The sequence below is a fragment of the Mesorhizobium sp. M1C.F.Ca.ET.210.01.1.1 genome (genome assembly GCF_004791585.1).
Taxonomy (GTDB): Bacteria; Pseudomonadota; Alphaproteobacteria; order Rhizobiales; family Rhizobiaceae; genus Mesorhizobium.
Genome location: NZ_SRUU01000021.1, coordinates 1 through 17,410 on the forward strand (window position 1 = coordinate 1; position 17,410 = coordinate 17,410).

General features: G+C 63.9%; 24 protein-coding genes and 1 riboswitch. Of the genes, 16 read left to right on the forward strand and 8 right to left on the reverse strand.

The genetic code is table 11. The annotated features are described in order from the left end of the window. Positions 1 to 285: 285 nt before the first annotated feature. Both EN853_RS21765 and EN853_RS21770 read left to right on the forward strand, forming a co-directional pair. Positions 286 to 663, forward strand: coding sequence for a TfoX/Sxy family protein (locus tag EN853_RS21765; RefSeq protein ID WP_127861533.1), 378 nt, complete (start codon positions 286 to 288; stop codon positions 661 to 663). 83 nt (positions 664 to 746) lie between these two features. After that, positions 747 to 1,163 carry a GFA family protein gene (locus EN853_RS21770; protein WP_127861532.1) on the forward strand — a complete coding sequence of 139 codons (417 nt, stop codon included), beginning with the start codon at positions 747 to 749 and terminating at the stop codon, positions 1,161 to 1,163. Between the two features lie 72 nt (positions 1,164 to 1,235). Here the strand turns inward: EN853_RS21770 and EN853_RS21775 are convergent, their stop codons facing one another. After that, positions 1,236 to 1,892: an outer membrane protein gene (locus EN853_RS21775; RefSeq protein ID WP_127861531.1), complete on the reverse strand. Its 657-nt coding sequence runs from the start codon at positions 1,890 to 1,892 to the stop codon at positions 1,236 to 1,238. 413 nt (positions 1,893 to 2,305) lie between these two features. On the opposite strand from EN853_RS21775, the gene EN853_RS21780 reads away from it, so the two are divergent. From EN853_RS21780 to EN853_RS21810, 7 genes are all read left to right on the forward strand, one after another. Continuing rightward, the gene (locus tag EN853_RS21780) at positions 2,306 to 3,070 is read left to right on the forward strand and encodes an SDR family oxidoreductase (RefSeq protein WP_127861530.1); all 765 of its coding nucleotides are present in this window, start codon (positions 2,306 to 2,308) and stop codon (positions 3,068 to 3,070) included. Further along, positions 3,067 to 5,166, forward strand: a complete 2,100-nt coding sequence (uvrC, locus tag EN853_RS21785; RefSeq protein ID WP_127861529.1) for an excinuclease ABC subunit UvrC — start codon at positions 3,067 to 3,069, stop codon at positions 5,164 to 5,166. The genes EN853_RS21780 and uvrC overlap by 4 nt, the downstream gene beginning before the upstream one ends. Positions 5,167 to 5,271: 105 nt before the next feature. Further along, the gene (gene pgsA / locus EN853_RS21790) at positions 5,272 to 5,868 is read left to right on the forward strand and encodes a CDP-diacylglycerol--glycerol-3-phosphate 3-phosphatidyltransferase (protein WP_059186210.1); all 597 of its coding nucleotides are present in this window, start codon (positions 5,272 to 5,274) and stop codon (positions 5,866 to 5,868) included. Between the two features lies 1 nt (position 5,869). Further along, a complete protein-coding gene (moaD, locus tag EN853_RS21795) occupies positions 5,870 to 6,127 on the forward strand; it encodes a molybdopterin converting factor subunit 1 (RefSeq protein ID WP_127861528.1) in 258 nt (85 codons plus the stop codon). Between the two features lies 1 nt (position 6,128). Further along, a complete protein-coding gene (locus tag EN853_RS21800; RefSeq protein ID WP_127861527.1) occupies positions 6,129 to 6,608 on the forward strand; it encodes a molybdenum cofactor biosynthesis protein MoaE in 480 nt (159 codons plus the stop codon). Positions 6,609 to 6,687: 79 nt separating this feature from the next. Next, positions 6,688 to 7,452 carry a YbaY family lipoprotein gene (locus EN853_RS21805; protein WP_127861526.1) on the forward strand — a complete coding sequence of 255 codons (765 nt, stop codon included), beginning with the start codon at positions 6,688 to 6,690 and terminating at the stop codon, positions 7,450 to 7,452. A gap of 192 nt (positions 7,453 to 7,644) precedes the next feature. Continuing rightward, entirely contained in the window at positions 7,645 to 7,914 is a 270-nt protein-coding gene (locus EN853_RS21810; RefSeq protein ID WP_127861525.1) for a hypothetical protein, read from the forward strand. Positions 7,915 to 7,976: 62 nt separating this feature from the next. Here EN853_RS21810 and EN853_RS21815 read toward each other — a convergent pair whose 3' ends face one another. Next, a complete protein-coding gene (locus EN853_RS21815; protein ID WP_167524555.1) occupies positions 7,977 to 8,717 on the reverse strand; it encodes a DUF1194 domain-containing protein in 741 nt (246 codons plus the stop codon). Positions 8,718 to 8,928: 211 nt separating this feature from the next. Beyond that, positions 8,929 to 10,071: a helix-turn-helix transcriptional regulator gene (locus EN853_RS21820; protein ID WP_127861523.1), complete on the reverse strand. Its 1,143-nt coding sequence runs from the start codon at positions 10,069 to 10,071 to the stop codon at positions 8,929 to 8,931. Positions 10,072 to 10,311: 240 nt separating this feature from the next. After that, a riboswitch (Fluoride riboswitch) is annotated at positions 10,312 to 10,374 on the forward strand. Between the two features lie 96 nt (positions 10,375 to 10,470). On the opposite strand from EN853_RS21820, the gene crcB (EN853_RS21825) reads away from it, so the two are divergent. From crcB (EN853_RS21825) to EN853_RS21835, 3 genes are read left to right on the forward strand one after another with little or no spacing between them, the layout of a single operon-like run. Next, the gene (gene crcB, locus EN853_RS21825; RefSeq protein ID WP_127861522.1) at positions 10,471 to 10,863 is read left to right on the forward strand and encodes a fluoride efflux transporter CrcB; all 393 of its coding nucleotides are present in this window, start codon (positions 10,471 to 10,473) and stop codon (positions 10,861 to 10,863) included. Between the two features lie 33 nt (positions 10,864 to 10,896). Beyond that, the gene (crcB, locus tag EN853_RS21830) at positions 10,897 to 11,283 is read left to right on the forward strand and encodes a fluoride efflux transporter CrcB (protein ID WP_127861521.1); all 387 of its coding nucleotides are present in this window, start codon (positions 10,897 to 10,899) and stop codon (positions 11,281 to 11,283) included. Between the two features lie 35 nt (positions 11,284 to 11,318). After that, entirely contained in the window at positions 11,319 to 11,657 is a 339-nt protein-coding gene (locus EN853_RS21835; protein WP_127861520.1) for a DUF190 domain-containing protein, read from the forward strand. A 393-nt stretch (positions 11,658 to 12,050) separates the two neighbouring features. Here the strand turns inward: EN853_RS21835 and ndk are convergent, their stop codons facing one another. After that, on the reverse strand, positions 12,051 to 12,473 hold the full coding sequence (gene ndk, locus EN853_RS21840) for a nucleoside-diphosphate kinase (RefSeq protein ID WP_127861519.1): 423 nt from the start codon (positions 12,471 to 12,473) through the stop codon (positions 12,051 to 12,053). Positions 12,474 to 12,669: 196 nt separating this feature from the next. On the opposite strand from ndk, the gene EN853_RS21845 reads away from it, so the two are divergent. After that, positions 12,670 to 12,873, forward strand: a complete 204-nt coding sequence (locus EN853_RS21845) for a hypothetical protein (protein WP_127861518.1) — start codon at positions 12,670 to 12,672, stop codon at positions 12,871 to 12,873. Between the two features lies 1 nt (position 12,874). Here EN853_RS21845 and EN853_RS21850 read toward each other — a convergent pair whose 3' ends face one another. Beyond that, on the reverse strand, positions 12,875 to 13,171 hold the full coding sequence (locus EN853_RS21850; protein ID WP_127861517.1) for a DUF1905 domain-containing protein: 297 nt from the start codon (positions 13,169 to 13,171) through the stop codon (positions 12,875 to 12,877). 38 nt (positions 13,172 to 13,209) lie between these two features. Then, positions 13,210 to 13,902, reverse strand: coding sequence for a glutathione S-transferase family protein (locus EN853_RS21855; protein WP_127861516.1), 693 nt, complete (start codon positions 13,900 to 13,902; stop codon positions 13,210 to 13,212). Positions 13,903 to 13,956: 54 nt separating this feature from the next. Between EN853_RS21855 and EN853_RS21860 the strand changes: the two genes are divergently transcribed. The 3 genes from EN853_RS21860 to EN853_RS21870 all read left to right on the forward strand — a co-directional run bounded on the left by EN853_RS21860 (position 13,957) and on the right by EN853_RS21870 (position 16,323). Further along, positions 13,957 to 14,466, forward strand: a complete 510-nt coding sequence (locus EN853_RS21860; protein ID WP_127861515.1) for a DinB family protein — start codon at positions 13,957 to 13,959, stop codon at positions 14,464 to 14,466. A gap of 227 nt (positions 14,467 to 14,693) precedes the next feature. Beyond that, a complete protein-coding gene (locus EN853_RS21865) occupies positions 14,694 to 15,272 on the forward strand; it encodes a hypothetical protein (protein WP_127861514.1) in 579 nt (192 codons plus the stop codon). A 265-nt stretch (positions 15,273 to 15,537) separates the two neighbouring features. Next, a complete protein-coding gene (locus EN853_RS21870) occupies positions 15,538 to 16,323 on the forward strand; it encodes a GGDEF domain-containing protein (RefSeq protein WP_127861513.1) in 786 nt (261 codons plus the stop codon). An 18-nt stretch (positions 16,324 to 16,341) separates the two neighbouring features. On the opposite strand, the gene EN853_RS21875 is transcribed toward EN853_RS21870, so the two are convergent. Together EN853_RS21875 and EN853_RS21880 are read right to left on the reverse strand one after the other, a co-directional pair. Next, positions 16,342 to 16,761 (reverse strand): hypothetical protein, encoded by a 420-nt coding sequence (locus EN853_RS21875; protein WP_127861512.1) that lies wholly within the window; start codon positions 16,759 to 16,761, stop codon positions 16,342 to 16,344. A gap of 260 nt (positions 16,762 to 17,021) precedes the next feature. Then, entirely contained in the window at positions 17,022 to 17,324 is a 303-nt protein-coding gene (locus tag EN853_RS21880) for a DUF982 domain-containing protein (protein WP_127861511.1), read from the reverse strand. Positions 17,325 to 17,410: the final 86 nt, after the last annotated feature.

Consider the following 17,410-nt stretch of genomic DNA (forward strand, 5'->3'; position numbering starts at 1 on the left):
AGATCCCAGGCTCATCCACGGTTGTAACCGAAGGGGTTTCGGGCGACTTCGCCAAGCCTCGAATCGGATGGCCGTCCGGTTCGAGGCTCAGTCGCTCTTCTCGCACAAATCTCTGTTCGTGCAGATACAAGGGGTGTGGGAAGAAATGAGGCGTGTTAAAAGTGGAGCGGTTTTGATCGCTACCTCGTCAAGGCAGCGATCCAGCACCCCTCATCCGACCGAGCTTCGCTCGGCCACCTTCTCCCACAAGGGGAGAAGGGAGGGGCAAACCACGGAGGGCTGAGCATGGCGAAGTCAGTCACCCAAGCCGGCACCGACCCCATGGTCGAGCGCCTGCGCGCTGCCCTCGGCCGGCGCGCCTTCACCGAACAAAAGATGTTCGGCGGCACCTGCTTCATGCTCAACGGCAACATGCTGATCGGCACCTCGAAGCGCGGGCTCCTGGTGCGTGTCGGCAAGGAAGGGCATGCGGCCGCAGCCGCGCGGCCGCATGCGCGGCCGATGGAGATGGGCGGCCGCTCGATGGAAGGCTACGTGCATGTCGCGCCGGAAGGGACGGCAAGCGAGGCAGATCTCGCCGGCTGGCTCGACCGCGCGCTCGCCTTCGTCGAAACTTTGCCGCCGAAGGTCAAGTCCGCCAAGGTCGCAAAGAAGCGCGCCTGAACCGCCGACGCGGCGCATCCTGAACCGGATTCTGTCAGCTTCGGTCGGCGGGACATCGCAAGCGCGAACTGCGGGAGGGAACGATGGCACTCAATGGACATTGCATGTGCGGGGCCGTGACCTGGGCCTATTCTGGCAAAGTCACACGCAACTTGGTCTGCCATTGCGCCGATTGCCAGCGCGCCACCTCCTCTCCCTTCACAGCCTTCGTGGGGATGAGGCCGAAGCAGTTGAGCTGGACCGGCGAGATCAAGCACTATGAAAGCAGCCCGGACACGTTACGCGGGTTCTGCCCGTCCTGCGGCACGAGGCTCTATTTCCGCTCCGACAGATGGCCTGACGAGATTCACGTTCATGCCGCCACCATGACCAACCCGGACGACTACCAGCCCGATGCGCAGGTGCTCATGCGCTCACGCTTGAAATGGCTGGGCCGGCTGCCGTCGATTGCGGTCCATGACGGCTTTCAGCAAAAGCCGGCGGATCGCTCGGGCGCCTGACATCTTCCGGGCGGGCCAACAAAAAAAGCCGGGCGCAAGGCCCGGCTTTTTCCGTGTCGTGGCTTGGACGACTTAGAACTTCATACCGACGCCGAAGGTGACGCGGTTGTCCTTGGACTTGACGTTGCCGGTCGCACCGAAGTCCTTGTCGCCGTAGTCGGTGTAGCGGTACTCGACACGGCCGAACACGTTGTCCGTGATCTTGATGTCGGTGCCGACACCGGCCGTCCAGCCGAGCATCGCCTTGCTTTCGTTGGTGCCGAGGACGTCATCCGTGATCTTCTGGTTCTTGGCGGCAAGACCGCCGGTGCCATAGAGCAGGATTTCCGGGGTCACCGAATAGCCGAGACGGGCACGCAGCGAGCCTTCGAGGCCGCCCTTGGCATGAATGCCGGCGCTGTCGCCCTTGACGCCGTTGTAGCCGAGATCGGCTTCAGCACCGTAGACGAAGTTCTCCTGCTGCCACTGGTAGCCGCCGAAGACGCCGCCGATGAAGCCCTTGGTTTTGACATTGACGCCCTGATCCCTGGCGTCGGCATGGCCGCTGAAGCCGTAGCCGAGGCTGATACCGGCATAGGGGCCGGCCCAGGAAGCGACGGGGAGCTCGGCAACCGGAGCGGGGGCCGGCGGCTCTTCCGAAACGACGTCTGCGGCATAGGCGGTACCGCCGAGGGCGAAGAGCCCGAGCGCAACCGCCAGCGGCCGCGCAAACTTGAGATTGGCTTGCATTGTTGTTTACTCCTTAAGCCACAAGACACGAGGCTTTTTATGTTCATGAATGCCCCGGCCCGTCCGGGGGGATAAACGGGCCTGGCGTTCAACGGTTCCAAATGTCGTGCTGAAATGCGGCTGAAGCTAACCTGAACTTGGGTCATTCCCCGGCGCGAATGAGGCCGAAAGTTGACGTTGCATCTTCGCAACAGCGAATGTCAGCAGGCTGTTCATGTTGCGCTGCACACGGCTTGGTTCAAGGGGTCCGACGGCATATATTGCGTTATGAGACGCCCCGAATCCGGGCCGGCAAGCGTGCGTACGGGCCGCTTCGCCACATTCCTGCCCCAGGTGGAAATGGCATTTAACGCTTGGCCCCGTCATATTGTGCCGGCTTCCCGGAATCGTGAAGCCGATTGAGGATTGACAACATGAGACATGCCGCTGGCGTGGCGCTGGTGACGGGCGGAGCGAAAAGGATCGGCAAGGCGATCGTCGAGGATCTGGCCGCGCACGGTTTTGCCGTCGCCATCCACGCAAACCGTTCGGGCGCCGAGGCCGAGGCCTTGGCCGGCCGCATCAGGGGCGAGGGCGGCCGTGCCGCCGTGGTTGCCGCCGACCTCACCGACATGGACGCCGTAGGCGATCTGATCGGCCGATCCGAGGCCGCCCTCGGTCCGGTCACGCTGCTCGTCAACAACGCCTCTTTGTTCGTCGACGACCGCATCGAGGACTTCGACTGGCAGGCCTGGGATCGCCACTTCGCCATCCATGTCAAGACGCCGGCGCTGCTTGCGCAGAACTTCGCCCGCGCGCTGCCGGAAAGCGCCGATGGGCTGATCGTCAACATCATCGACCAGCGTGTCTGGCGGCCGACGCCGCGCTATTTCTCCTATGCGCTGTCGAAGTCGGCGCTGTGGACGCAGACCGTGATGCTGGCGCAGGCGCTCGGCCCGCGCATCCGCGTCAACGCCATCGGCCCCGGGCCGACGCTGAAGAACAAGCGCCAGGACGATGACGATTTCGGCAAGCAGGTCGAGGGCCTGATCCTGAAGCGCGGCCCGCAATTGCCGGAATTCGGCGCCACCATCCGCTATCTCTGGGAAGCGCGCTCCGTCACCGGCCAGATGATCGCGCTCGATGGCGGCCAGCATCTTGCGTGGCAGACGCCCGATGTGACAGGCATGGTGGAATGAGTCCCGCAGCCCGAAAACACAGCCGAAACGGCGCCGCCGACGATCTGCCGCCCGACGTCGACCCCGAGATCGACATCGAGGATGAGGCGGCGGAGGAGATCGTCGAGCCGGAGGCGGTTCCCGCGGGCCCCGACGTCGCCTTCACCGCGATCGACTGGACGCCGCATGCCGGCGATGCCGACGGCATGGTCGGCGCCGAGGTGATCCAGACTTTCGTCAAGCGGCTGCCCAACCAGCCGGGCGTCTACCGCATGATGAACGCTGCCGGCGACGTGCTCTATGTCGGCAAGGCGCGCAGCCTGAAGAAGCGCGTCACCAACTATGCGCAGGGGCGCTTCCACACCGCCCGCATCGGCCGCATGGTGCGCGAGACGGCGACGATGGAGTTCGTTGTCACCCGCACCGAGATCGAGGCGCTGCTGCTTGAGGCGAACCTCATCAAGCGGCTGCGCCCCCGCTTCAACGTGCTGATGCGGGACGACAAGTCGTTCCCCTACATCCTGCTCACCGGCGATCATGTCTCGCCCGGCATCTACAAGCATCGCGGTGCACGCTCGCGAAAAGGTGACTATTTCGGTCCCTTCGCTTCGGCCGGCGCGGTCGGGCGCACCATCAATTCGCTGCAGCGCGCCTTCCTGCTCAGAAGTTGCACGGACTCCTTCTACGAGAACCGCACGCGGCCCTGCCTGCTCTACCAGATCAAGCGCTGCGCCGGCCCCTGCACCGGCGAGATCTCGCATCAGGGCTATGCAGAGCTGGTTGCCGAGGCGAAGGATTTCCTCTCCGGCCGCAGCCAGAAGGTGAAGACCGAGATTTCGGCCGCCATGCAGCAGGCCTCGGCAGAACTCGATTTCGAGCGCGCCGCCATCTATCGCGACCGGCTTGCGGCGCTTTCGCATGTGCAGGCGCATCAGGGCATCAACCCGCAGACGGTCGAGGAGGCGGACGTCTTCGCCATCCACCAGGAAGGCGGCCAGACCTGCATCCAGGTCTTCTTCTTCCGCACCGGCCAGAACTGGGGCAACCGCGCCTATTTCCCCAAGGCCGATCCGGCGCTGGAGGGATCGGAAGTGCTGGGCTCGTTCCTGGCGCAGTTCTACGACGACAAGCTGCCGGCCCGCACGCTGCTTCTCTCCCAGACGGTGCAGGAGCAGGAACTGCTCGCCGAGGCGCTCTCGACTCGCGCCGGGCGCAAGGTCGCCATCTCCGTGCCGCAGCGCGGCGAGAAGAAGGATCTGACCGACCACGCACTGCAGAACGCGCGCGAGGCGCTCGGCCGCAGGCTGGCTGAAACCTCGACGCAGGCGCGGCTGCTCACGGGCTTCGCCGAGACCTTCGGCCTTGAAAAGCCGCCGGTGCGCATCGAGGTCTACGACAACTCGCACATCATGGGCACCAACGCGGTCGGCGCCATGGTCGTCGCAGGGCCGGAAGGTTTTGTGAAGAACCAGTACCGCAAGTTCAACATCCGCTCGACAGAGATCACCCCGGGCGACGATTTCGGCATGATGCGCGAGGTGATGGAGCGGCGCTTCTCGCGGCTGCTCAGGGAACACGGCGACGCCCAGCCCTCAGGTGAGGCGGGCGCGGAAGCCGACGATGATGCGGCCGAGGATCTTGTCGCCGGCAACGGCAGCTTCCCGGCCTGGCCCGACGTCATCTTGATCGACGGCGGCCAGGGCCAGATGACGGCGGTGCGCAAGATCCTGTCCGATCTCGGCATCGAGGATCGCGTTGTCGCCATCGGCATTGCCAAGGGCCAGGACCGCGACGCCGGGCGCGAGCGCTTCTTCGTCAAGGGTAGGGAAAGCTTCATGCTGCCGGTGCGCGACCCGGTGCTCTATTTCGTCCAGCGCCTGCGCGACGAGGTGCACCGCTTCGCCATCGGCTCGCACCGTGCCCGCCGCAAGAAGGAGATGGTGAAAAGCCCGCTCGACGAGATCGCCGGCATTGGTCCCGGCCGCAAGCGGGCGCTGCTGCTTGCCTTCGGCACCGCCAAGGCGGTCAGCCGCGCCGCAGTCGAGGACCTGGTCAAGGTCGATGGCATTTCCGAGCACGTGGCGAAGCTGGTCTACAACCATTTTCATGACAGCTGACCATTCTTGCGCCTATTTTCAGGCGACCAATCGAATCTCGCCTGTTGACCCCCCACATTGGCATCTGATTTGAGTACGCAGGCGGAGAAGAGTTCCCGATCAGACATGGCCCAGCGCGCTTTCAACCTGCCGAATATCCTCACCTACGCCCGCATCATCGCGGTGCCGCTGGTGGTGCTGTGCTTTTTCCTCGAAGGCCATCTGAAGTCGTCGGACTTCGCCCGCTGGTCGGCGCTGGTCATTTTCCTGCTCGCCTCCATCACCGACTATTTCGACGGCTATTTCGCGCGCGCCTGGCAGCAGACCTCCAACATCGGCAAGATGCTGGACCCGATCGCCGACAAGCTCCTGGTCGCCACCTGCCTGCTTTTGCTTGCAGCTGACACCGACCGCCATGCCGGCATCGCCGGCTGGTCGCTCTGGGCGGCGATCATCATCCTGTGCCGCGAGATCCTGGTCTCGGGCTTGCGCGAATATCTGGCCGCGCTGAAAGTGTCGGTGCCGGTGACGCAGCTCGCCAAGTGGAAGACCACCATCCAGATGGTCGCCATCGCCTTCCTGCTCGTCGGTCCGGCCGGCGACAAGATTTTCCCGTTGACCACCCAGATCGGCCTGGTGCTGCTGTGGATCGCGGCGCTGGTCACCCTCTACACCGGCTACGATTATTTCCGCGCCGGCCTGAAGCACATCATGGACGAGTGAGATGTCGACCAAGCTCATCTATTTCGCCTGGGTGCGCGAGCGGATCGGCAAGCCGGAGGAAGATGTCGAGCTGCCGGCCGGCATCGAGACGGTCGCCGATCTGTTGCGCTGGCTGAAGTCGCGCGGCGAGGAATACGAGAACGCGCTGCAATATCCGGACGTCATCCGCGTTGCCATCAACCAGGAACATGTCGGCCACCGCGAGAAGATCGCGGGCGCGCGCGAGATCGCGCTGTTTCCGCCGATGACCGGGGGCTGAGATGGCGAGCACGATCGTGCCGGCCATCCGCGTCCAGCGCGAGGATTTCGACGTGGCCGCGGAGATCGCCGCCCTGACGAAGGGCCGGGCCGACATCGGCGCTGTGGTCACCTTCTCCGGGCTGTGCCGCGACGAGCAGGGCGCGCTGACGGCGCTCGAGCTCGAGCACTATCCCGGCATGGCCGAAGCCGAGATCGGCCGCATCGCCGCAGAAGCCATCGAGCGCTGGCCGCTGCAGGGGCTGACCGTCATCCATCGCCACGGCAAGATCGCGCCGGGCGAGAACATCGTGCTGGTGGTCGCTGCCTCCGCGCACCGGCAGGCGGCCTTCGAGGCGGCGGATTTCCTCATGGACTACCTGAAGTCGCGCGCGCCGTTCTGGAAGAAGGAGCACCGCGCCGACGGTTCCGAAGGCGGTTGGGTCGAGGCCAAGGAAGCCGATGACAAAGCGGCGGATCGCTGGAAGACGCCGGGCCGATAAACTTTGGCCGAGGCCATTGATTGACCGCAATCCTTCCCGACCTTGCAAACCGGTTTGATTTGCTTGGCGGAGCAGGGTCATGCTGGACAGGATTGCGGAGTTCTTCATCTTCGGCCTGGTGCCGCTGGTGGTCGGCGTGCTTGCCGTGCCGGAACTCTCAAGCGCCGCCGAAAAGAAGCTGACAGGCGAGGCGACCTATCGCGAGCGCATCGCGCTGCCGCCCGACGCCGTGCTTTCGGTCGAGCTCGCCGACGTCTCGCTGGCCGACGCGCCGGCGACGATCATCGGCCAGCGCAAGATCGTGCCGGCAGGCCAGGTACCGATCAAGTTCGAGATCGCCTTCGATCCCACGGCGGTCAAGCCCGGCAGGACCTATGCGCTGCAGGCCCGCATCACCGTCGACGACCGGCTGCTTTTCGTCACCGATACCCGCCATCAGGTCGATCCGCTGGACGGCAAACCGCAGACCCTCGTGCTGAAGATGGCCGCGCCCGCCACCGAACCGGCTACGGCGCTCTACGGCCAGATCTGGCTCATAGAATATATCGACGGCATCGGCGCGATCGCCGAGCCGCAGGCCACGTTCCGCGTCAGCGAAGCCGGCAAGGCGAGCGGCAAGGGCCCGTGCAACAGCTATTTCGCCACCGCCACAGTGGAAGGCCAAAGCATCGCCATCGGCGACATCGGTTCGACCCGCATGGCCTGCGCGCCGGATGTGATGGCTGAGGAGCAGGCGCTGTTCAACGCGCTAACCAGGGCGGCATCCTACCGGATCGACGCCGGTAAACTCACCATCGCCGACAAGGACGGCCGCGACATCCTGCGCTTCAACGCCGCGAGCTGAATCCCAACGGACCTGTTGAGACGTCCGCGCGAAGGATCGTCGCACGGCATCTCGCGTCGACGGCGGGAATAATCCGCACTGCAGAGACGTTGACTTTCCCATATGGCGGGCAGGCAAAAGGGACGATGTCCCATCACTGAAGCCGCCAGACCGAATGCGCGGCTCGATCTGGCACCCCAAAGGAGACCAGATATGAAAAACCACGCGCTCATTCTTGCTGCCACGGGTGTATCTATGCTTGCCTTCGCCGGCTTTGCCAAAGCGGACGACCATCTGTTCAATGCCACCCAGCACGGCCTCAGCCTTGACAGCCAGCCCTTCCAGACCAACAAGGCCGGCCACGGTGGCGACCTCGCGCCCGGGCAGGGCAGCCCGTTCACAGGCGAGGAGACCAAGACGCCAGCCACCGACAACGAAACGGCTAACGATCATGCGAATGTGAAGGACCGCCAGCCGAAGTGACCTTGAAGCCCGCCGTGGAGGGCGGCGGGTTTTCTGGCCGCAGAGCGGGTCGCGGTTGGCAGCTAGCGGGGAAGAGTTCCGGGCATCGAACAGTCGAACGCCGGGGCGCTTGGCTGTGCATAGGAAACGAGTCTGGGTCGCGTGGACAGGCCGGCGATTTCTAGAAGCAGCTTTCGCCGGATCGCCACCTCGAACAAAGCGAGGTGGTCAATTCCGATCACAAATGCGTCCGGCCCGCCAATGACGCAATGCTCATAGTACAAGGAAAGATACTGTCGGCCAAAGGACTGAAAGCCGTTGGAGACACTATGCGCGAGCGATACCGGCAGGCCGTTGATGGTGATCCCCGAGCTTGTCAGCATGTCACGTACGGGTCCGACCGGCGGGCCGGCATTGTTCGGGCCATCGCCGGATATGTCGATCACCCGGCGCTCACCCGACGCCAGGCTGTTCGCCAACAAGCCAGCCGCCGCCAGCAATCCGCCGGAAATGGATGTGCCGGCCTCCGCCATGATTGGCTTCGTGGCGAGCGCGTCAGCGAAGCGCTTCGCATCCTCGGCGCTGCCAACAATAGTCCACGGCAAGACGATATGTTGATGCCCCGGCCCAGCCCACTCGAGATAAGACACCGCTATCGCGCCGCGCGCGCCCGATCCTATTGCCCGCGCGAGGTCCGGATGGCGGAAGGCACTTACGTAGCCGTCGCGCTGGACCTTTTGCTCGGCGAGACTCATCGAGGAAGACACGTCGACGGCGAGGATCAGTTCGAGGTCGACTCCGGGCTTTCGCAGATCGCCTGCCACTATCGGAGAACAGGGGTTGCCGGCAAGAAGCGCTAGTGTCAGAAGACATGATCCCGCGGGCCCCCGTCTCATACGCGGGGCGGTTGCATGTTTCTCAAGCAATGCCGCCATCCGGCCCAAGCCTCCGGCACCTTCACTGACCTCGGCAATTGAGCAGAAATGTGCGCTTGCAGGCGGTTGCGCGCTTCACCCGAACGGGTGAAGCTGCCAATCAGCAGCGTGAAGAAGCTCGGAAACGCGACAGCAGCGCCGTGAGCTCGGCCTGGCGATGTGTCCCGGTTTTGGCAAGGATTGCCCTGAGCTGGGTCCGCGCCGTTTCGCGGCCGATCGCCAGCCGCGCGCCCGCCGCGTCGATCCCGCCGCCAGTGGCAAGGCTGGAAGCCAGTCGCGCCTCGGCTGCGGTCAGCTGGAAAACATGGCGGAGCAACCGGGCCTGCGGCGCCCGATGGCTGACAAGATCGGTGAAGCAAAGTAGAAAATCGCCGCCGTTGAACAGGTCGCGCACGAATGACGTCATAGGCACGATCTCGGCCAGCATCCAGTACGCTCCGTCGCGGGCGACGACTTCCGGCTCCGCCGGAAACGTTCCGTCTTGTGGGCTTTTGACGGCCATCTGAATCATCCGCTGAAGACGTGAATCGCTCTCGCGATCCGCCGCGTGGATGCGGCTGTGCCGGACCATAAGGCCAGAGCCGAACAGGGCGTCCGCGTGCTTGTTGCAACGTCTGAGACCGCCGCGGCTATCGAGCAGCGCTGCCGCACAATTGAACTGGTCGAGCATGGTCAATGTCGGGTCAAGCGAAACATCCCAGATCTTCTCGGCCAGACTGACGATGCGGGCTAGGTCCGGCGCCACGCGCAGAAAATGCTCGGCTTCCGACATTTCGAAGGGGCCGCCCTTTGTGGCATCGCGGTACATCGACAGGACCCATTTGCGTCGCTTGACCGGGAAGACAACGGCGGCCCAAAACTCGCGATGCCCCGGACGGGCTACCTCCTGATAGTAGGGCAGGATCCTCCGTTCCTGCGGGGTGGAGATTTCGTCTTCGACTGTGAAGCAGGGTGCCGATTTCGGCAGCAGCGGCTCCCTTTCCGGATGCGGGTCGGGCGCCTCTCGAGCGTTCTCGACCCAGAGTTCCGTGAATTCAGCGTGTTCCAGCGAGTCCGGCGTCGGTCTGGTTCGCTTGCTTTGATCGCTGCGGAACGGATGCGTGTTGTCGTGGGTACGGACAGCGCAACTCGTCATGCCCAGGCAATCGGCCAAGTTTTGCAAGGCCACCGGCCACCGTCCGAATTCGAAGGCGGCATCATAGCAATCTTCGATCGCGGATGCGATTCCCCGATTGGCAGCCATTTCGAACTGACCTTCGCAATGGACGGGCTACCACCTATCCATATTAGCACAGGCTTGCGGAAAAAATCACAAGCAAACAACGCGATGAAGCGACGGCCGTAATCAAACTGCGAGATTCTCGGGAACGAGTGGCGAAGCGGGCTCTTGTCGTTCCATTGCAAATTCATGGCATCGTCTCGATGCGCGTGGCAACTTCCTCCGGCCGATTGACCGGGATGGCGGAAGCACCTAGTTTTGCTGGTGCAAAATGGGGATGGGGTTCCCCCGAAACCGCCCTATTGGGCTGATGACTCCTGCCAGGCGTGCTTTCGCGCGGCAGGATTTGTTTTTTCCGCTCGCATCATGCCTTTTTTGGTGAGGTGATTCCTGTGTGGAATCGCATTGGAAAGGCATGAAGCGATGACCCTTGCGGCTTGCGCCCTGGTCCTGATCGGCGGCTTCCTCGGCGGTGTTTCCCGCTTCTTCCTGTCGGGCTTTGTCGGGCGCAGCGTCGGCGAGACCTTTCCCTGGGGCACGCTGGTGGTCAACGTCTCCGGGGCGCTCGCCATCGGCGCCTTCGCCGGCGCGGCGCGCGCGGCCGGCGGCGTTTTCGCCGATGAGCTGGTGCACGACCTGATCGTGGTCGGCCTGTTCGGCGGCTACACCACGGTCTCCTCCTTCTGCCTGCAGACGCTGAACCTCGCGCTTGATGGCGAGCGCCGGCTTGCCGTCTTCAACATCGTCGCTTCGTCGGCGCTGTGCTTGCTTTCGGTCGCCTTCGGCTTCCTGGCTGCCGTCTGGATGGCGGGGTAGGGCGTCGTGTCGCGAAACGACGGACGGGCCGCGATGCGGCTCTATCTTGCGGTCGGCTGCGGCGCGGCCATAGGCTCGCTGGCGCGCTTCCTCTCCGGCTTCGTGATAGTGTCGCTGCTGGGCTTGAGCGCGCTTTACGCCACCGCTTTCGTCAATGTGGTCGGTTCCTGGGTGATCATGTTCTTTGCCACGCTGACGCGGCCGGACGGCCGTTTGATGATCGGAACGGCGGGTCGCAACTTCGTGACCGCCGGCCTTTGCGGCGGCTTTACCACCTTCTCGGCCATGAGCCTCGACACCTTCGTCCTGCTTTTGGAGGGCGACCTGAAGCAGGCCGCGATCTATCTTGTCGGCGTGGTCGTGCTGTCGCTTGCTTCCGCGTGGCTGGGCTACGCTGTGGCCACCCAAATCAATAGGTAGAGATCGACGGATGAAAAGAATTCAGGGAGCATAGGATGGAACTTCCAAGCCAGTGCGCGATGCTCAGGATCTTCTTCGGCGAGGACGACAGGTCGGCAGACGGCAGGCCGCTGCACGAAGCGATCGTCATCAAGGCGCGCGAGACCGGAATGGCCGGCGCCACGGTGCTCAGGGGACCGCTTGGCTTCGGCCGCTCGAGCGTGCTTCACACCGCCAAGATCCTGCGGCTTTCGCAGGACCTGCCGATTATTGTCGAGATCATCGACGCGCCGGAGAAGATCGACGCGCTGATCCCTCAGATCAAAGCACTGACCAGGAACTGCCTGATCACCAGGGAAAAGGTTGAAGTCATCCGCTACGGCGACGAGGATTGAACCCGCCGACCGCCCGATCAGCGGCAGCGAAGTCGGCGGCCGATCGTGTCTTCGTCGAAAATGCCTGCGGAAAAGAGCTTCATGGCTTCGGTCGCCAGCTCGGAGGCCTCGGAGCTGCCGCGGGGATACCCCGCTCCTCGCAGACCTGGTCATAGATACGCTTCAACAGGACGAGGTCGTCCGGATATGCAACGCCGCTTTTGGAAACATGCGGTTTGATCATGCTTCCCTCCCTGCTCATGGGCGGAAGCGCGATGGTCGCTTACAGCCGGCGACGCCCTTGTCATTTGTCACCGATGACGCCGATCTAGGGCGCTTGGCCGGCCTGTCCATCTCGCTGCAACAAAAAAGGCGGCCGAGGCCGCCTTCATTGCATGCGCGGAAACTTCCGCTTCAGCCGACGATCTCGGTGTCCGAGAACCAGTAGCGGATCTCCTGTGCGGCGGTTTCCGGAGCGTCCGAGCCGTGCACCGAGTTCTCGCCGATCGACAGCGCATGCACCTTGCGGATGGTGCCTTCGGCGGCATTGGCCGGGTTGGTGGCGCCCATCACTTCGCGGTTCTTGGCGATGGCGTTGTCGCCCTCCAGCACCTGCACGACGGTCGGGCCCGACGACATGAACTCGACCAGCTCGCCGAAGAACGGACGGTCCTTGTGGACGGCGTAGAAACCTTCGGCCTCGCGGCGGCTCATCCACACGCGGCGCGACGCGATGACGCGCAGGCCTGCGTCTTCCAGCATCTTGATGATGGCGCCGGTCAGGTTGCGCTTAGTCGCGTCAGGCTTGATCATTGAGAAGGTGCGTTCGATCGCCATTGGGTCGTCCTTGTTCTGGGAATGGAAATTGGGTTCTGGGAATGGAAATTGGAGTGGCGGGCTCTATACAAGCCGCCCGGCGGCTTGCCAAGGGGAGGCGGCTTCTGGTCAAGGCGGACTGTTTGCGGGATAATTAGACGGCTGCGAGCGCGCTTCGCATGCAGGTCCGGGTGTCGCGGCAGCGGAACTGGAAGCGATGAACTGGCCTTACCTCAGGCGCGGCGATATCGCCGGCATTCTCTTGATGGCCGTGGTTCTTGCCGCGCTCGTCTTCCTCCTGCTGCTCTTTCCCCAGGGCCAGCAGCAGAATTTCGGCTTCGGCCCGGAATGGCAGTGCGCCCGCATGGAAAAAGGCGACCCGATCTGCGTCAGGCTAGTCGACAGGGACGAACCCAAATAGGCTAAAGCTCGATCTCGATGGTCAGCGCCGGCGCGTCGCCCGCCTTCAGCCCCTCGCGCTGCCGCACCGAGGCCTTGACCGGCAAAAGTAGGCTGCCGGAGGTCTTGTCGGGGAACAGCGACGTGCTCCATCTTGTCTTGCCGATGACGGCCGTCACGCCGAGCGAGCCCCACGGCCGCGCCAGCCCTGCCATCGCCGCCTTGATCCGCGCCGCGAACTCCACCGGCAGCGTCACGAAGTGCCAGCCGCCCTTGCCGGGATAGACCCAGATCTCGGCCTGCATCTCATAGCGCAGCATGACGATCCTGCCGCTCGCGGCCTCGCGACATCATCTCGTCACGCCGCCGCCGCGACCTGCCGGCCGATCCCGCCATGCAGGTCGAGGCAGCGCTCGAACCATTGTGCGACGCTGTCGCCGGCCTCGAGCATTCGGTAGGGCGAGGCGACGCGCGCCCATTGCAGGGCGCCGAACACGATATAGTCGGCAAACAGCGGCGAGGTGCCGCCTATGAAAGGCTTGTAGCCGAGCATCGAGCGCAGCGGCTCCAGCGAGGCGCGGAAGCCGGCGAGCCCGGCGTCGCGGTTCGCCACCACATCTTCCAGCCGCTTGCCGTAGCGCTCCTCACGGCTCCCCCGGAAATAGGCGGCGTTCGCCTCGTCCTGCATCCCATTGAGATCCGTCAGCGCCACGGTCGCGACGTAAGGATGGATGGTCAACTGCGACCAGCGCTCGATGAAGCGCGCCATCGCCTTGCCGCCTTCGCCGGAAAACAGCGTCGGCCGTTCCGGATAGGCCTCGTCGAGATAGAGCGCGATGGCGAAGGAATCGGCCACCACGCGGTCGCCGTCGCGGATCACCGGCACCGTCTTCGACACGCCGCCCTCGACCTTGGGCACGTCGAGGAAGCGGGTCGGCACCTTGGTGGCGTCGAGCCCCTTGTGGGCGAGCGCCATCTTTGTCTTCCAGCAGTGCGGGCTGAACGGGCGTTGGGTGTCGTGCCCGACGAGATCATAGAACAGAATGGTCATTGCGGTTCCTGCGGGTTACGAAGAGCCGGGATTCGTTGCGAGCCGGATGGAAGAATGAGACAACATTTCATGATGTTTGCGGCCTACAATCAATGGGCCAATGCGCGCATCTATGATGCCGCTGCCGATCTCGACGAGGAGGAGCTCGGCCGCGACGTCGGCGCCTTCTTCGGCTCGATGCTGAGCACGCTCAACCACCTGCTCGCCGTCGACCGCGTCTGGATGAAGCGCTTCACCGGCGAGGGCGACGCGCCCGCGAACACAGCGGCGATCCTCTATCGCGCCCTGCCTGGCCTCAGGCTGGCGCGCGAGGCGGAGGACAAGCGCATCGTCGACTGGGTGGGCGGCATGAGCGACAAGGCGCTGGCCGGCCGTTTCTCCTATATGACGACCGACATGCGCACCGTCTCGCAGCGGCTGGCGCCGGCGCTCAGCCATCTTTTCAACCACCAGACCCACCACCGCGGCCAGGCGCATATGTGCCTCACCGTGCTCGGCCGGGCCTCGGTGCCACTTGACCTGATGCTGTTCCAGCGCTCAGAGGAGGGCCGCGCCTACGCCTGAAGCTTGCAGCGATCTGGTTCGACAAAGTCTAAAACTTAAAAACAAGGCAATTTCGTCTAAATTTTTAAAACGGCAGTATCGTGTTTGAAAACCACGATCATCCATATGCGCAACTGCTAAAGAAACCAAAAGAGCACTCTCAGCGTATCTCATGTTCCAAAAGGTGCATGCGGGTAACATTGCAACAATGCTGCAATGCGGAAATAGAAAACCACAAGGAGAGTGTTATGGCTAGTATCGAAAAGAGATTCGCCAGCACGTTGGCGAGTGGTGCAATCATCGTTGTTCTTGCCATGCCGGCGAACGCCCAGAGCGTCGGTGTCGGCGGGCTTGGCGGCGTGTCCGTGGGCGGCAACAGCGCCGATGCCAATGCGGGCGGTCCAAATGGGGCTGACGGGAACGCATCCTTCGGCGGCAGCGGCACCAGCGCCAGCGTTTCGATTGGCGGCACGAGCGGCGCCGACGGAAACGTCGCCATCGGCGGCAGCGCTTCCACGGCCACGGCATCCATCGGCGGGACGAACGGGGCGGGAGCCGGCGCGACTTTGGGCAACGGCGCCAATAGCGCGCTCAACGTGACGGTCGGCGGCGCGAGCGGCATCGGCGCCGGTGTCGGCGTTGGCGGCATCGCTCCTGGAACTCTCGGCGCGACGCCGCCCGGAACGCCGAACGTGTCTTCCGCCGTCGCCCAATTGTCGAGCAGCCAGCTGGCGCGGATGAAGAAGCGCTGCGTCGATGTGCTCAGCAGCGAAGGCACCTACGACCGCGATCTCAAGGCGCTCTGCCTGATGATCTCGCGTCGTTGATGGCGCGGCAGGCGGCATTCGCCTGAGTGTCGGACCAGTTGCGGGGCTCTGCGGCACTCTCCGCGTCGCCGGCCGCAGCCGGCGGCATGCCGACGAGAGCTTCCAGCCGGTCGAAGGGCTCGCTGCCGTGCCGGACCCTCTGACACTTCAGACCTCGGGAAATCGAAAGGACAACTGGTTAACCAAGCTTGCATTGAAGCCAATAAATTAGGATTTCGTTTGCGCTCGCGCGCCACAATGGGGCAGTTGCAGCGGGAGCAATGACATGCGCATCGATTTGTCCCCCACGGGTTGGGGCAGGGTCGCGCTGGTCACCATCGCAGGCACGGCATTCTTCATTGCCGCGGCCTTCTTTGTCGATTCCTTCAACTTTCCCTCGCTGTCGCCTGAAGCACTGCTGTGGGCCAAGCTCACCGACCTGTTCCTGCCGCTCGTCCTTGGCGGCTCCTTCCTGTTCTTCCTGATGTGGAAGATGCGCCAGCTGGCCGTAGCCCAGAAGGAGCTCAGCATCGTCGCCGCGACCGACAGTCTGACGGCGGTCTTCAATCGCGGCGCCTTCTCGATGCTGGTCGAGGCCTATCTCGATCAGGTCCGCAGCCATGACGTCGCCGATGCCGGCGCGCTGCTGATCGTCGATGCCGACCATTTCAAGTCGATCAACGACCGCCTCGGCCACGATTGCGGCGACGAGGCGCTGAAGCTGATTGCCAGGACGATCCAGGGCCAGCTCCACGGCGCCGACATCGTCGGACGCATCGGCGGCGAGGAATTCGCGGTCTTCCTTCCGGGCGCCGACGCGACGCGCTCCTTCCTGGTCGCCGAGACGATCAGGCGGCGCATCCGCGAGGCCGAGTTCGCGCCGGGCGGACAGCCATGGCAGCTCTCGGTCAGCATCGGCGGCATCGCCTTCAGCGGTCCCACCACCTATCACGCCATGTTCCGGGTCGCGGACAGGCATCTCTACCGGGCAAAGTCGAACGGACGCGACCAGGTGAGCTTCGAAAGCCCGCGCGGCGGGCATTCGGACGACGCCGCCGACACGATCCACTGAACGGCCCTGGCGACGATCTCACCGGTGGCTGCGGTTGAGCAGCAGCCTGTGCTGGCGGATCAACTGGCGCTCGACGTCGAGACAGGGTCTGGTCATACCGGCCGCGGTCAGTGTCGGCTCGGGCTGATGGATAACCGCCGTTAGCATGCCATGCGCGGTCAGCAGGCCCAGCCATTTCAACGCTTCCCATTTCGGCGTCGCGCCGCCATGCCCGGCCAGGCTCCGGTTGATGTAGCCGGGATAGGAGAGCAGGCGCTTGCCCGCTGATGAGCCGCAGGTGCCGATCCGCACCGGCTTGCCGTCGGCGGTGATCCAGGCATAGACGGCTTCGGCGAGCTCGCACACCTTCTGGTCGGTTATCGTGACCCGGATCGACGACTTGTCGCGGCCCAGCCTCATTTCCGCCGCCGGCTTGAACTGGTTGCGATTGAGAAACATCCGCCCCCCTGTTGGATATCATCAACCTGCATGGGGAAGGCGAATGTTCTGTGGGGTGTTTCACGCAGCCGGCTGTTCTGTGCGATATTTCACGCAGCCGCATAGTCTATGCGATGTTTCATGCAGCGCCGGAAAGTTTCAGACATCCGACTGAGGCGGCAAGCATGCGGTCGAAAGGCCGGGTTTGAAAGAAAAACCCACCCGAGAGCCGTCCCAGGCGGGTTTCCTCAGGGGGCGGGCTTCGGTAGGGCCGGCTGATCTCAGGCGGCGAAGCCGCTATGGCTGCGAGCGGCTGGCTTCACCGAGACGATCGGCTGATCCGACGGCCACAGGATCCCGGCCGTCACCGCGAAGGTGATCAGCGCGTCGCGTGCCGATTCGGCGGAGATTCCTCCGGCCCGTGCGGCTTCGCAGGCCTTCACCGCTGCGCCGTAGCTCAGCCGCCTGCGCGACGGCGGGAACTCGGTCAGGTACTCATGCATGTCGGACAGCGAGGCGATCATGCGTTTGTGGCCGGCGCCGACACTGACCGCGACCGGGGTGAGGAAGATCCTGTCGTGCATTTAGACCTCTCGGATTGGGGCGGAGGACGGCGGGCTGCTACCCTCGGTCTTGGGTAGGACGCCACACAACGCGCCTTGCGGCGCGA